Source organism: Paraburkholderia fynbosensis (genome assembly GCF_902859935.1).
Taxonomy (GTDB): Bacteria; Pseudomonadota; Gammaproteobacteria; order Burkholderiales; family Burkholderiaceae; genus Paraburkholderia; species Paraburkholderia fynbosensis.
Map to the genome: position 1 here is coordinate 77,994 of NZ_CADIKI010000017.1, position 13,535 is coordinate 91,528.

14 protein-coding genes are annotated in these 13,535 nt (G+C 64.5%); 3 read left to right on the forward strand and 11 right to left on the reverse strand.

All coding sequences use genetic code 11. The features are described 5' to 3' along the window. Position 1 precedes the first annotated feature (1 nt). From HV770_RS25560 to HV770_RS25570, 3 genes are all read right to left on the reverse strand, one after another. Positions 2–1,009, reverse strand: a complete 1,008-nt coding sequence (locus HV770_RS25560; RefSeq protein WP_175164418.1) for an SIS domain-containing protein — start codon at positions 1,007–1,009, stop codon at positions 2–4. Next, positions 1,002–2,105 (reverse strand): N-acetylglucosamine-6-phosphate deacetylase, encoded by a 1,104-nt coding sequence (gene nagA / locus HV770_RS25565; RefSeq protein ID WP_175164209.1) that lies wholly within the window; start codon positions 2,103–2,105, stop codon positions 1,002–1,004. Before nagA ends, HV770_RS25560 begins: the two co-directional genes overlap by 8 nt. Positions 2,106–2,227: 122 nt before the next feature. Further along, a complete protein-coding gene (locus HV770_RS25570) occupies positions 2,228–2,962 on the reverse strand; it encodes a GntR family transcriptional regulator (protein WP_175164211.1) in 735 nt (244 codons plus the stop codon). A gap of 372 nt (positions 2,963–3,334) precedes the next feature. Between HV770_RS25570 and HV770_RS25575 the strand changes: the two genes are divergently transcribed. Next, entirely contained in the window at positions 3,335–4,261 is a 927-nt protein-coding gene (locus HV770_RS25575) for a bifunctional helix-turn-helix transcriptional regulator/GNAT family N-acetyltransferase (protein WP_175164213.1), read from the forward strand. 54 nt (positions 4,262–4,315) lie between these two features. Here HV770_RS25575 and HV770_RS25580 read toward each other — a convergent pair whose 3' ends face one another. Beyond that, positions 4,316–5,128, reverse strand: a complete 813-nt coding sequence (locus HV770_RS25580; protein ID WP_175164215.1) for a MetQ/NlpA family ABC transporter substrate-binding protein — start codon at positions 5,126–5,128, stop codon at positions 4,316–4,318. Between the two features lie 227 nt (positions 5,129–5,355). Then, positions 5,356–7,239, reverse strand: a complete 1,884-nt coding sequence (locus HV770_RS25585; RefSeq protein ID WP_246291157.1) for a methyl-accepting chemotaxis protein — start codon at positions 7,237–7,239, stop codon at positions 5,356–5,358. Between the two features lie 248 nt (positions 7,240–7,487). Between HV770_RS25585 and HV770_RS25590 the strand changes: the two genes are divergently transcribed. Then, positions 7,488–7,778: a YciI family protein gene (locus tag HV770_RS25590; protein ID WP_175164219.1), complete on the forward strand. Its 291-nt coding sequence runs from the start codon at positions 7,488–7,490 to the stop codon at positions 7,776–7,778. Between the two features lie 84 nt (positions 7,779–7,862). Here the strand turns inward: HV770_RS25590 and HV770_RS25595 are convergent, their stop codons facing one another. The 5 genes from HV770_RS25595 to HV770_RS25615 all read right to left on the reverse strand — a co-directional run bounded on the left by HV770_RS25595 (position 7,863) and on the right by HV770_RS25615 (position 12,081). Continuing rightward, positions 7,863–8,480: an SCO family protein gene (locus tag HV770_RS25595; RefSeq protein ID WP_175164220.1), complete on the reverse strand. Its 618-nt coding sequence runs from the start codon at positions 8,478–8,480 to the stop codon at positions 7,863–7,865. 4 nt (positions 8,481–8,484) lie between these two features. Beyond that, positions 8,485–9,390 carry a heme o synthase gene (cyoE, locus tag HV770_RS25600; RefSeq protein ID WP_175164222.1) on the reverse strand — a complete coding sequence of 302 codons (906 nt, stop codon included), beginning with the start codon at positions 9,388–9,390 and terminating at the stop codon, positions 8,485–8,487. Between the two features lie 6 nt (positions 9,391–9,396). Then, positions 9,397–10,506 (reverse strand): COX15/CtaA family protein, encoded by a 1,110-nt coding sequence (locus HV770_RS25605; RefSeq protein WP_175164224.1) that lies wholly within the window; start codon positions 10,504–10,506, stop codon positions 9,397–9,399. A gap of 36 nt (positions 10,507–10,542) precedes the next feature. After that, the gene (locus tag HV770_RS25610; protein WP_425497476.1) at positions 10,543–11,205 is read right to left on the reverse strand and encodes an SCO family protein; all 663 of its coding nucleotides are present in this window, start codon (positions 11,203–11,205) and stop codon (positions 10,543–10,545) included. Between the two features lie 159 nt (positions 11,206–11,364). After that, the gene (locus tag HV770_RS25615; RefSeq protein ID WP_175164227.1) at positions 11,365–12,081 is read right to left on the reverse strand and encodes an SURF1 family protein; all 717 of its coding nucleotides are present in this window, start codon (positions 12,079–12,081) and stop codon (positions 11,365–11,367) included. A 111-nt stretch (positions 12,082–12,192) separates the two neighbouring features. Here HV770_RS25615 and HV770_RS25620 point away from each other — a divergent pair, with 111 nt between their 5' ends. After that, entirely contained in the window at positions 12,193–12,402 is a 210-nt protein-coding gene (locus HV770_RS25620; RefSeq protein WP_121316432.1) for a twin transmembrane helix small protein, read from the forward strand. Between the two features lie 190 nt (positions 12,403–12,592). Here HV770_RS25620 and HV770_RS25625 read toward each other — a convergent pair whose 3' ends face one another. Beyond that, positions 12,593–13,450, reverse strand: a complete 858-nt coding sequence (locus HV770_RS25625) for a cytochrome c oxidase subunit 3 (protein ID WP_121316431.1) — start codon at positions 13,448–13,450, stop codon at positions 12,593–12,595. Positions 13,451–13,535: the final 85 nt, after the last annotated feature.

Below are 13,535 nucleotides of genomic sequence, written 5' to 3' on the forward strand. Positions count from 1 at the left end.
GTCAGTGAGTTTCGGTGACTTTGTTGAGATGGCGCGGCGCATCGGGATTGCGTCCGCGCGCGGCAGCAAGGCCGGCGGCCATCACGTAAAAGGACAGAATGGCGGCGATCGGGTCGAGCGCCGCGTGAGCGGTGGCGGCCAGCGGCAAGGTGGCCTCGGGCACGTCGTCCGGTGCAGCGAGCAGCACGCGCGCGCCGCGCGCCCGCATGTCGTGTGCGAGTTGCAGCAGACCGGCCTGCTCGGGGCCGCGCGGTGCGAACACCAGCAGCGGATAATCGCGGTCGATCAGTTCCATCGGACCGTGACGCACTTCCGCGCTCGAAAACGCTTCGGCCTGAATGCCGGAGGTTTCCTTCAGTTTCAACGCGGCTTCCTGTGCGATCGCGAGACCCAGACCCCGGCCGATCACGATCATGCGCTCGATGCCGCGCAGTTCGTCCACGGCCTTCGACCAGTCGAGTTTGCCTGCGGTCTGCAAAGCGTCGGGCAGGGTGTTCAGCGCGCCGAGCAACTCGGCATCCTTCTGCCAGTGCGCGACCAGTTGCGCTGAAACCGACAGCATCGCGATATAGCTCTTCGTGGCCGCGACGCTCAGTTCAGGACCGGCGACGAGCGGCAGTTGCCATTCGCACGCATCGGCCAGCGGCGAGCCCGGCGCGTTCACGGCAGCCACGGTCAACGCGCCCGCGTTGCGCAACGCCTGCATCGTGCCGACCAGATCCGGGCTCTTGCCCGATTGCGAGAATGCCAGTGCGAGCTGATCGCGTACCTGCAGCGGCGCCTGTTGCAGCGTCGCGACCGACATCGGCAGCGATGCGACCGGCACGCCGAGGCGGCTCATCGTCAGCGATGCGAAGTAACTCGCCGCATGGTCCGAGCTGCCGCGTGCGACGGTCAGCGCGACGTGGCGCGGCTGTAGCGCCAGCGTCGCAGCGAGCGCCGCGACGCGCGAGGTGTCCGTGAGTTGCGCGGCGACCGTATCAGCGGACGCCAGCGCCTCTTTAAGCATATTCGACAATTGCTTCTCCTTCGACGTAAGTCGCGGTCAATGCCAGTTCACGATCGAACACGACCACGTCGGCCCAGGCGCCGCGCGCGATACGGCCGCGGTCCTCGATACCGAGATAGTCGGCGGCATAGCGCGACAAACGGTTTGATACGTCGGCCATCGGCAGGCCGATCGATACGAGATTGCGCAGCGCCTGATCCATCGTCAGGGTGCTGCCGGCGAGCGTGCCGTCGGCGAGGCGCACGCCGCCCAGGCACTTCGTCACGTGCTGGCTGCCGAGGCGGTATTCGCCGTCAGGCATGCCGGTGGCCGACGTGCTGTCCGTCACTACGTACAGACGCGGAATCGCGCGCAACGCGGCGCGGATCGCGCCTGGATGAACGTGCAGCAGATCGGGAATGATTTCGGCGAACTCGGCATGCGCGAGCGCCGCGCCCACCAGCCCAGGGTTGCGGTGATGCAGCGGCGACATCGCGTTGAACAGGTGCGTGAAGCCGCACGCGCCGTGCTTGAGCGCGGCGACGGCGTCGTCGTAGGTGCCGAGCGAATGGCCGAGCTGCACGCGCACGCCACGCGCCGCCATCGCGGAGATGATCTCCATGTGGCCGGCGATTTCGGGTGCCAGCGTGACCACGCGGATCGGCGCGATCGACAGATACTTCAGCACTTCGTCCATCACCGCCGAGACCGCCGCGTCCGGCTGTGCACCGAGCTTGCCCGGGTTGATGTACGGCCCTTCCAGATGCACGCCCAGCACGCGCGCGCCGCCCGGCGTGCGCACCTTCGCATTGTTGCCGAGCCCGGCCACCACGTTCATCAGTTCGTCGCGCGGCGCGGTCATCGTGGTGGCGAGCAGGCTCGTCGTGCCGTAGCGCGCATGCGTGCGGGCGATCACTTCGATCGCGTCGCCGGCCTCCATCACGTCGGAACCGCCGCCGCCGTGCACGTGCAGATCGATGAAGCCCGGCAGGATGTACGGCGCGTCGTTCGTCGACGGATCGACGCGCTCGCCGGTGAGCGCCGTGATGCGGCCGTTTTCGTATTCGAGCGTGCCGTGAATCCACCCATCGGTGGTGAGTATGTTTCCGGTCAGCATGAGTCTTCCTGGTGAGGCGTAATACGGGTGTGGCCGACTTGCGCTCGCCTGCGCCGCGTCCGACGGCTGGCCACGCGGGCCGCCTCGCGGCGCAACCGGCTGAGGCGAGTCAGACGCGCAACTCAGGTGCGCAATTCGGCGACGAAGTCGTAGTAGTCGTCGCGGCAATAGGTATCGGTCAGTTCGATCGCGCGCTGGTCCGCGCTATAGCCGATACGGGTAATGACCAGCAGCGCCGTGCGCGGTTCGATGTCCATCAACGAAGCGATCTCGCTCGACGCGTTGACCGCCCGGAAGTGCTGCAACGCGCGCACGACCGCCGCGCCGCGCTGCTCCAGATAGCTGTAAAGCGATACGCCGATGGCTTGGGGGTCGGGCACGATCGACGCCGGCAGCGCCGAATGCTCGACCGCCATCACGATGCCGTCCGCGCGCCGTAGCCGCCGCAGACTCGTGACCGCGGCGCCGGGCGACAGTCCGAGGTGCACCAGCTCGTCGCGGTTGGCGGCGCGGATATCGCGCTCGAGCCACACCGAATCCGGCCGGAAACCGCGCTGCTGCATCTTCTTCGTGAAACCGGTCAGCCGCGACAGCGGATCTTCGACGCGCGGCGTGATGAAGCTGCCCGCGCCGCGTGCGCGCCGGATCAGGCCTTGTTCGACCAGCAGCTCGATGGCCTTGCGCGCGGTGATGCGCGAGACGCCGATCGCGTCCGACAGCGTGCGCTCCGACGGCAGCGCCTCGCCCGCCGACCACACGCCGCAATGGATCGCCGTGGCCAGATTGCGCGCGAGCTGCAAATAGAGCGGCGTGACGTTGCGGGCGTCAGGCATCAGTGCGGACCAGCGAGTTTCCATGGGGCTCCGGCGGCCGTCACGAACAGATTGGCCTACGAAAAATGAGAGCCCATTATATAACCAACATAATACCAGTCAACCAACTGGTTCCATGCCGGTACGAACGGCCGCAAAGCCTTGCCGGATAAGGCTTACATGGGCTTTGGAATGCTGTCGGGAGCACCTTTTAACGATCAGGATTTACCCGTATTCACCACACCGGCGGGGCTTTCGCGGTCACCGCCGGTCGCCAACTTGATCGAACCGAAGGTCCAGATTGATACCTGTTTAATACCAATTGAAGGCACTCTTGTCCGGCGCGGCTTTGCTCGCGACAGACGTTCAAATATAGTGCGGGATACCAAGCCATAAAAAATCCCCGGGGAGCCGCACTTGACCGATTCCGAAGCGCGGCGGCGCGCTCAGGTCGTCCGCCATTTCAACCGCTTCTATACCCAGCACATTGGCGCATTGCATGAGCATCTGGCGAAGAGCGAGTTCTCGCTGACGGAGGTGCGCGTGCTGCACGAACTCTCCCGCGGCCGTGCGCAGACAGCCTCCGTGCTGGGCCGCGCGCTCGGTCTCGACAGCGGCTATCTCAGCCGTCTGCTGACCAGTTTCGAACGACGCGGCCTGATCACGCGCCGCCCGTCCGAGTCGGACGCCCGCCAGTCGCTGATCGCGCTCACCGAGGATGGCCATGCGGTCTACGCCCCGCTCGACGCCGCCGCCATCGATGAAGTGTCGGCGCTGCTCGGCCACCTTACCGTGCTCTCGCAGGAGCAGTTGATTACCGCGATGAAGCTCATCGAGCGGCTGCTGCGCGATAGACCGAAGCACGAACTCGTGACACTGCGGCAGCCGCGTGCCGGCGAGTGCAGCTGGCTCGTGTATCGGCAGGCGCAATGGTTCGCCGCGCAATACGGTTGGGATCGATCGTTCGAGGGGTTGCTGGCGCGCGTGGTCGCCGATTACACGCAGCGCGACGACCCGTTGCGCGAGATGTGCTGGGTCGCCGAACAGGACGGTATGGTGGTCGGGTCGGTATGCGTCGTCGGGGTGTCGACGACGGTGGCCGGCGTGCGGCTGCTATGGGTCGAACCGGACGTGCAGCGGCTTGGCATCGGCACGCAACTGCTCAGCGAGTCGATGCGGTTCGCGCGGCGGACGGGCTATACGAAGCTCACGCTGACTACCGCCAGCTCGCTCGGCGAAACGCGGCGACTCTGCGGGCGCGCCGGGTTCAGGCTTGCCGGCACGACGGCTGAGCGCCGTTTCGGCAAGGAACTGATGATCGAAAGATGGGAGCTGGAGTTGTAGCAGCACGCGCGCGGCGGACATGGCCGCGCGCACCTGGATGCTCAGTGCGCTCGCTTAGAACGACGGCACCATCGAACCCTTGAACTGGGTCTTGATGAACTGGCGCACATCTTCCGACTGATAAGCCGCGACCAGCTTCTTCACCCACGGCTTGTCCTTGTCCTGCGCGCGCACGGCGATCAGGTTCGCGTACGGGCTGTGGATGTCTTCCAGCGCGATCGCGTCTTTGGTCGGCTGCAGGCCGGCGGCCAGCGCGAAGTTCGTGTTGATCACGGCGGCGTCGACGTCCGACAGCGAGCGCGGCAGTTGCGCGGCGTCGAGTTCGACGAACTTGATCTTCTTCGGATTTTCCGCGACGTCGAGCGGCGTCGCGTTATTGCCGCCCGTGCCCGCGCCAGCTTTGAGCTTGATCAGACCTTGCGACTGCAGCAATAGCAGCGCGCGGTTTTCGTTCGACGGATCGTTCGGCACCGCGACCTTCGCGCCTTGCGGCAGGTCCTTCAGCGACTTCAGCTTCTTCGAGTAGACGCCGAGCGGCGAGATGTAGGTAAGACCGGCGTTGACGAGCTTGTAGCCGCGCTGCTTGATCTGACTGTCGAGGTACGGCTGGTGCTGGAAGCTGTTCGCGTCGAGGTCGCCCGCGTCGAGCGCGGCGTTCGGCTGCACGTAATCGTTGAATTCGACGACCTTCACGTTCAGGCCTTCGCGCTTCGCCACTTTGGTGACGACTTCCCAGATTTGCGCATCCGGGCCGCCGATGGTGCCGACCTTGATCACCTTGTCGTCGGCATGGGCGCCGACGCTGGTGAGGATCGCTGCGCCGGTGACGATGGCGGAGAGGGCTTTGAGGAGGTTTCTGCGCTGCATGTGATTCTCGCTGTTTCTAATCGACTATTTCGCACCGATGCTTCGCTCGGTGTCGGATTCGGGTGAAGCCGGCGGCGGCGCTTACGGATGCGAGCGCACCGCCAGCCAAGCCATAAATGGTCTCATATGCACGGCGAGATGGGAAATAGCGCGATTGCATATCGGTATGCATATGAACGGCGCGGGACCGCGTCCGCTGAAAACGCGGTACGCGGCCGGGGTAGTGACTAGAAGGTGGTCCAGTCGTCGTCGGAGGTACTGGTGCGTGCGGGAGCGGGCCTTGCAGAGGCGGCGGACTGACGCGTGGCGGCGGGCCTGGTGTGCGCAGTCGATGCAGTCGATGCGGTCGATGCAGCCGGTGCGGTCCTCGCCGAACCGGTGGCCGAAGCTGTCGCGGTTAATTTCGGCTCGGCGCGTATGGGCGCCTCCTTGAGCTGAGCCGCTGCGCTGCCGTCCCGCGTCGCCCCTGCAGGCGCTGGTGGAGCCGCTGGAGCCGCTGGAGCCGCTTCACGCGGCCGCCCCGCAACCGCTGGTTCAGTTGCGTCCATCGCGCCGCTCCCACCACCGTTCACACGAAACGCGCTCACCGTATCGCGCAGACGCCCGGCCTGGTCCTGCAACGATGCCGCCGCGGCCGCAGCCTGTTCGACCAGCGCTGCATTCTGCTGCGTCACTTCGTCCATCTGCGTGACGGCGCGGCCAACCTGCGAGATGCCGCTGCTCTGCTCCTCGGACGCCGCCGCGATTTCGCCCATGATGTCGGTCACGCGCTGCACCGCCTGCAGAATCTCGCCCATGGTCGCGCCGGCCTGCTGCACCAGCGTCGACCCGTTGTGCACGCGCTCCACCGATGCACCGATCAACTGCTTGATCTCCTTGGCCGCCGTGGCCGAGCGCTGCGCGAGGCTGCGCACCTCGCCCGCGACGACCGCGAAGCCGCGCCCCTGCTCGCCGGCGCGCGCGGCTTCCACCGCCGCGTTCAACGCCAGGATATTGGTCTGGAACGCGATCCCTTCGATCACGCCGATGATGTCGGCAATCTGCCGCGAACTGTCGTTGATCTCGCCCATTGTGCCGATCACGCGGCTCACGACGTCGTTGCCCCGGGTCGCGATTTCCGACGCGTTGTGGGCGAGTCCGCTCGCCTGGCGCGCGTTGTCGGCGTTCTGCTTGACCGTCGCTGTCAGCTCTTCCATGCTCGCCGCGGTCTCCTGCAACGACGCCGCCTGCTGTTCGGTGCGCTGCGACAGGTCGCCGTTGCCGGCGGCAATCTGCTGCGTCGCCGATGCGATCGATTCCGCCGAGCGCCGGATCTCGCCGATCGTGCGCTGCAAACGGTTCTGCATGTCGCGCATCGCGGCCATCATGCTCGTCGTGTCCTGCGCGCGAACCTCGACCGCGTGCGTCAGATCGCCCTGCGCGATACTCGCCGCGAGCCGCGCCGCCTGGTCCGGCTCGCCGCCGAGGCTCGCGCGCACGTTGCGGATGATCAGCACCATCGCCAGCGAAATGACCGCGCCGATCACCAGCACGACCACGAGGTGGCCGAGCAGCGTGTGGTAGTACACCGTGTCGATGTCCTTGATGAACACGCCGCTCGTGATGTTCCAGTCCCACGGCGCGAACCGCACCACGTAACTGATCTTCGGCACCGCCGTTTCGCTGTGCGGCAGGCGCCCGCGATACTGCGCGAAGCCGCGGCCGCTTGCCTTGGCCGCGTCGACGATCGCCACATACAGCAGCTTGCCGTCCGGGTCCTTGAAGTCGCCGACGGGCTTGCCGGTCATTTGCGGCAGCGTCGGGTGCATCAGCACGACCGGCTTCGAATCCATCACGAACAGATAGCCCGATTCGCCGTAGCGCATCGTGGCAAGCCGGGCGAGCGCCTCGCGCTGCGCGTCGGCCTCGCTCATTCTGCCGTTCTGCGACAGCGCGTAGTAGCCGCTCACCACCCCCTGCGCCGCCTCGACGAGGTTCGCCATGCCCGCCTTGCGCTCGGCCAGCATCGTGCTGCGGGTTTCGACCGCGCTCCACAGGCCGACGCCAAGCAGCCCCAGCCATACGAGCGCGAGCGACAGCCATAGTTTGCGATTCAAACTCATCCTGCTCATTGTTGTGGTCCCTCTCGTGTGATTCGTCTTCGATCCGCGGCGTAAGCGTGTTGCCGCGCGCGGAGCGCAAACGATTGCCTGTGCTATATCGGCATGTCAGACGGCCAACTTGAGGGACCTGGCTGCACTGCAGGGCGGCGCGCGCATGAGCGGGTCTCACGCAATAAAGCGCTCGCTGGCTGATAATTCAAGGTCGTAGCCGCGAGCGCCAATGCACGCGGCTCGTTCAATTGCCTGCGAGAACACTCATGTACGTCATCAATCTTATCTACACCGCATCGCTCGAACGCATCGACGACGCGCTCGACGCGCACCGCGCGTTTCTGGCGCAGCAGTTCGAAGCGGGGGTATTCGTCGCCGCCGGACCGAAAGTGCCGCGCGACGGCGGCATCATCCTGGCGGTGCGCATCGAGCGCGAGAGGCTGGACCAGATCCTCGCCAGCGACCCATTCGCCGAGCAGAAGCTCGCGCGTTACGAAGTGACGGAGTTCAAGACGACGCGTCTCGCACCGGGGTTGAAGCTGCCGATGCCGGTTTGAGAATCGGCGGGAATTGGTTGCAGCGAGGGGATTTGAACATGGGCGCGTGATCCGATCACGCGCCCATGTTGATGCAGCCGCGACTCAGTCGAGCAGCAGTTTGATATCGTGCACCCATGGCGTGGCGCCCTGGCCGTCGCGCGCGAACAGACGCAGCTTGCCTTGCGTGTCGAACACATAGCTCGCGGCCGTGTGATCCATCGTGTAGCTGTCGGGCGTCTTGCCCGGCACCTTTGCGTAATAGATGCGGAAGTCTTTCGCGACCTTGGCGAGCTGCGCCGCATCGGCAGGACGCAAGCCAACGAAAGTCGGATTGAACGCCGGTACGTATTGCCCCAGCAATTCCGGCGTATCGCGCTCGGGGTCGACGGTCACGAACAATACCTGCACGCGCTTCGCGTCCTCGGGGCCGAGTTGCTGCAACGCTTGCGAGAGTTCGGCCATCGTGGTTGGACAAACGTCCGGGCAATGCGTATAGCCGAAGAACAGCACCACCACCTTGCCCTTGTAATCCGCCATCGTGCGAATTTTGCCGGACGTGTCGGGCAGCGAGAAATCGCTCGCGAATTGGGTATTGCCGGTGATGTCGAGATTGGTGAACGCCGGCGGCTGCTTGCCGCAGCTCGCCACCAGCATCGCGCCGCCCAGCGCGCAAGCGATCACGGCGGCACGCGCGACGCGCGCGAAGCGGTTTGTGAGCATGGTATTACGCGCCGATCAGGACACGTGCATAGTGGTCGATCAGCAGCGCGGCGAACAGCAGCGACAGATAGACGATCGAGTAACGGAAGGTGCTGCGCGCCAGATCGTCCGAGTATTCCCGATAGATCTTCCACGCATACGCGAGAAACACGGCGCCCAGCAACACGGCCGCGGCAAGGTACACCACGCCGCTCATGCCGGAGATGAACGGCATCAGCGTGACCGCGAACAGGATCACCGTGTAGAGCAGAATATGCAGACGCGTGTACTTCTCGCCGTGCGTGTTCGGCAGCATCGGCAGGCCGGCGTTCTCGTAGTCCTTGCGGCGATACAGCGCGAGCGCCCAAAAATGCGGCGGCGTCCACACGAAGATGATCAGCACCAGAATCCAGGCATCGCCCGGCACGTGACCGGTGACCGCGGCCCAGCCCAGCGCGGGCGGCATCGCACCCGACGCGCCGCCGATCACGATGTTCTGCGGCGTAGCCGGCTTGAGCAACAGCGTATAGATGACCGCATAGCCGACGAAGGTGGCCAGCGTGAGCCACATGGTCAGCGGATTGGCGAACGTGTAGAGCGTCCACATGCCGATGCCGCCGAGCACCGCCGAAAACAGCAGAATCTGCGCCGTGCTGATTTCACCGCGCGCGGACGGGCGCCACGAAGTGCGGCGCATCTTCGCGTCGATTTTCTGTTCGACGAGGCAATTGATCGCGAACGCGGCGCCGGCCAGCAGCCAGATGCCGACGGTGCCGCCGATCAATACGGTCCACGGCACCATGCCGGGCGTGGACAGGAACATGCCGATGACAGCGCAGAACACGGCGAGTTGCGTGACGCGCGGCTTCGTCAGGGCGATGTACTGGGAGACCCGGCTACCGGGCGTTTGGGAGAGTGTTGTGCTGTCCATGTGGAGTCACGCTGGCGCGGCATCGCGCGCTGGGAGCACGGCGCGGCCGGGACGGCTATAAGCGATTCGAAAGTTTAACATAACGAGCAAAAGCAGCAGGATCGCGGCCCCGCCGTTATGCGCGACCGCGATCGGCAAAGGCCATTGCAGGACGATGTTCGACAGTCCGGTGACGAACTGGATCAGCACCACCAGCAGCATGCCGTTCGCCGGCGCACGCAGCGATTCGAAGCGGCGCAGCTTCGCCGCGAACCACAACAGATACGCGATCACCACGAACGCAAACGTGCGATGCGTCCAGTGGATCGCAACCAGCGCGTCCTGGGTGATCACGTCGCCGTCGCCGGTCATGCCGAGCGCACGCCACAGGTGAAAGCCGTGCGCGAAGTCCATCTGCGGAATCCATTGGCCGTTGCAGGTCGGGAAGTCGGTGCACGCGAGCACCGCGTAGTTCGTGCTGACCCAGCCGCCCAACGCGATCTGCACGACCAGCAGCGCGAGGCCCGCCAGCGCCGCCGCGCGCCAGCGCGCGGCTTCGGGCTCGTAAGCCGGCAAGGGCGTGAGCCGCGCCGCCAGCCAGCCAAGCGTGCCGAGCAGCGCGAGGCCGAGCAGCAGGTGCGTCGTCACGATGACCGGTTGCAGCTTCATGGTCACGGTCCACGCGCCGAACGCGCCCTGCACGAGGATCAGCAACAGCAGCGAGGTCGGCCACCACGGCGACACATGCAGCGGGCGGCGTTTGATACGCGCGGTCCACGCAATGATCGTCTGCGCGATGATCAGCACGCCGATCGCCATCGCAAAGTAGCGGTGGATCATTTCGATCCAGGCCTTCGTCATGCTGACCGGCCCGGTGGGCATTGCCTGATGTGCGGCCGAAATCGCCGCGTGCGCGATGAACGGCGACGAGGTACCGTAACAGCCCGGCCAATCCGGGCAGCCGAGTCCGGAATCGGTGAGGCGAGTGAAGCCGCCGAACATCACGAGATCGAGCGTGAGGAAGGTGGTCAGCCAGACCAGCTTGCGGAATTTATTGTCGTCGGCCTTGACCCACACGTAGGACAGCGGCAACAACGCAATACACAAGCCGATCAGGGCCAGTTGCAATACGAACATCTTTTTTTACTCTGTCGTCTTAGCCTGGTTGCGGCGTCAGCCGATGCTCGACCATTTGAGCAGCTTGGTCACGTCGCCCTTGATCTTGCTGGGGTTCGGATCTTTCGGAAAACGCATCATCAGATTGCCGTTCGGATCGACCATGTAGATGTGGTCGGTGATCTGGGTGCCCGTGTCGGCGGGCAGCCATGCGGACACCTGCGCTGGATCGGCGACCAGCATGTCGGTGTCCGGGTAGGCGGTTTGTATCACGTCGGCGACCTTGCCCGCATCGGTGCGTAGCCACACTTCCACGAGGCGCTGGCGTTCCGGGCCCTGAGCTGCGCGGATTTGTCGCATGAAGTAGAGCTTGGTGACACACGCTTTGTCGCATGCGCTATTGTCGACGGATACCAGCAGCCAGTGGCCGCGCAGCGTCGCCAACTTGAGCGGCTTGCCGTCTTCGCCGGTGACCACGAGCGAGTCGGGAATCGGCCGCTGCGGCTCGACCAGCGTGCCATAGCTCGTGCTGCCGCCATTCGGCTTGACCACGTAGTACATGAAATACGACACGGCGATCGGCGCGGCGCAGATGATCGTCAGCAGCAGCAGCATCCAGCGGCCGCGCTGCCAGGAACCTTTGCCATTGGGTTGGCCGGGCATCGCTTTCGATGCAGCGGGTTTGCCGGCTCGCGGCGAACGGGGAGATTGCGTCGACACTACAGGACCTCTTTCAATGATTGCGCGGCCTGGCCGTTATTTACCGGACCGTCAAGCCGAATGTGCTGCGTCACGCGCGCAGCGTGTGCTCTGTTTCGCCACGCACCCCGCGCGTTGCTCTTTCTCACGACGCGGCCCGAGCGCAGGCCATATTTCCGGTTACGCGCCCGGTGCATGCTCTTTCTTGCCGGCGCGGCGCGCGGCGTACAGCCCAAAGGCCAGCGCCGCGGCCGCCATGCCCCACCACTGGAACATGTAGCCGTAGTTGCGCTCGACACCACTTGTCGGCGCGGGCCAGTCGCGCACCAGTTTGTCGCCGTCGTCGCTCAGTTGCTGAATCACGAACGACTGCAACGGCAGCCCGGTTTCCGCGGCATACGCGGCGATATCCAGATTCTGGCGGATCAGTTGATGCGCGGCCGAACCGCCCTGCCCCAGCTCGAACGCGCGCGACGCGTCGGCCCGCGCGATCCCTTCGATCTCGATTTCGCCTTGCGGCGTCGTGTACGGCGCGATGGTCTCGCGACTACGCATGTTGCGCGGCAGCCAGCCGCGGTTGACCAGCACATACCCGCCGTCGGCCAGTTTAAAAGGCATCACGACGTAAAAGCCCGGTTGATCGTTATACGGACGATTATCCAGGTACACGACCTTGCCCGCGACAAAACTGCCGCGCGCCTTCACGCGATGAAATTCGACGTCCTTCAGTTCGACCGGCGCGGCACTCACCGGCTGCGCGGGCGCGTTTTCGAACTGCGTGATGTGCGCTTCGAGCGCTTCCTTTTGATGCGCGCGCTCGCGCTGCCAGAAACCGAGCCGCACGGTCACGACGATCACCAGCAGAATCAGCAGCGCGGGAATCAGCCGGAACTTCATCGAACATGCTCCGACACGGCTTGCGGCACCCGCTGGAACCGCCGGCAAACGCTCACGCACGGTGCGATAATAAACTTCTTGCCTCTGCGCTTCCTGGTTTCAACCAGTTCCATGCACATTCTCGTTCCCATTGCCTTCGCTCTGATCATCGCCAGCATGGTGTCGGCGCTGTACTTCATGATGCATGACAAGGGCAAAACCAAGCGGATGGTCTGGTCGCTCGCCACACGGGTGGGCCTGTCGATCTCGCTGTTTCTGTTCATCCTGTTCGCACACTGGATGGGCTGGATTCAATCGACCGGTATTCCTTACGGGCGTTGACCGAGTACGGCGGACGAACCCTCGCGCTGCCGACCGCAGCCACTCGCAGCCAAACAAAACGCCGCCCTGACAGGGTCGAGGGCGGCGCGGCTTACGTGCTTGCATGCTGCTGGTGCGCCCCGCCCCGAAGAGCCTCGCGCGAACGGCCTGCACGCGGTCCGGTTAGCCGGTCGGCGCAGGCCAAACTCCGTTACAGCCAGTACACGACGACGTACAACCCGAGCCACACGACGTCCACGAAGTGCCAGTACCATGCGGCGCCTTCGAACGCGAAGTGATGCTCCGCCGTGAAGTGGCCACGGATCAAGCGTGCCAGCACCACCGCCAGCATCGTGCCGCCGAGGAACACGTGGAAACCGTGGAAGCCCGTCAGCAGGAAGAACGTCGAACCATACACGCCCGACGACAGCGTCAGATTCAGTTCGTTGTACGCGTGGAAATACTCGAAACCTTGCAGGAATAGGAAGCTGACGCCGAGCACGAGCGTCGCCGCTAACCAGACGATCGCCTTCTTGCGATGATTTTCACGCAGCGCGTGGTGCGAAACCGTCAGCGTGGCGCCCGAGGACAACAGCAGCGCCGTGTTGATGGTCGGCACCGGCCACGGCTGCATCGACTTGTAGGTCGACACGAGCGCAGCCGGTCCGTTGTTCGGCCACACCGCCGAGAAATCCGGCCAGATCAGCTTGTAATCGAGACTGCCGAGTTGATGCATCGCGATTTCACGCGCATAGAACAGCGCACCGAAAAACGCGCCGAAGAACATCACTTCGGAGAAGATGAACCAGCTCATACTCCAGCGATACGACTTGTCGACGTTCTTGCCGTACATGCCGCCTTCCGACTCGGCGATCGCGTCGCCAAACCAGTGCCACAGCGTAAAGAGCAGCCACAACAAACCGGCGAAGACGCCGATCGGCGCCCAGCTTTGTTCGTTGATCCAGGCCGCAAGCGATCCGAGCATGACCAGCAAGCCGGTGGCGGCGCTGATTGGATGCCGCGACGGATGCGGTACGAAATAGTACGGGCTCTCGTTTTGACCGCTCATTCTTGATTCTCCACTTCAGTCCAGTTGTTCCGGAATCACCGGCTGTATCTTCGGCGGCGCGTCGATACCGCACCGCTTCGCTCTA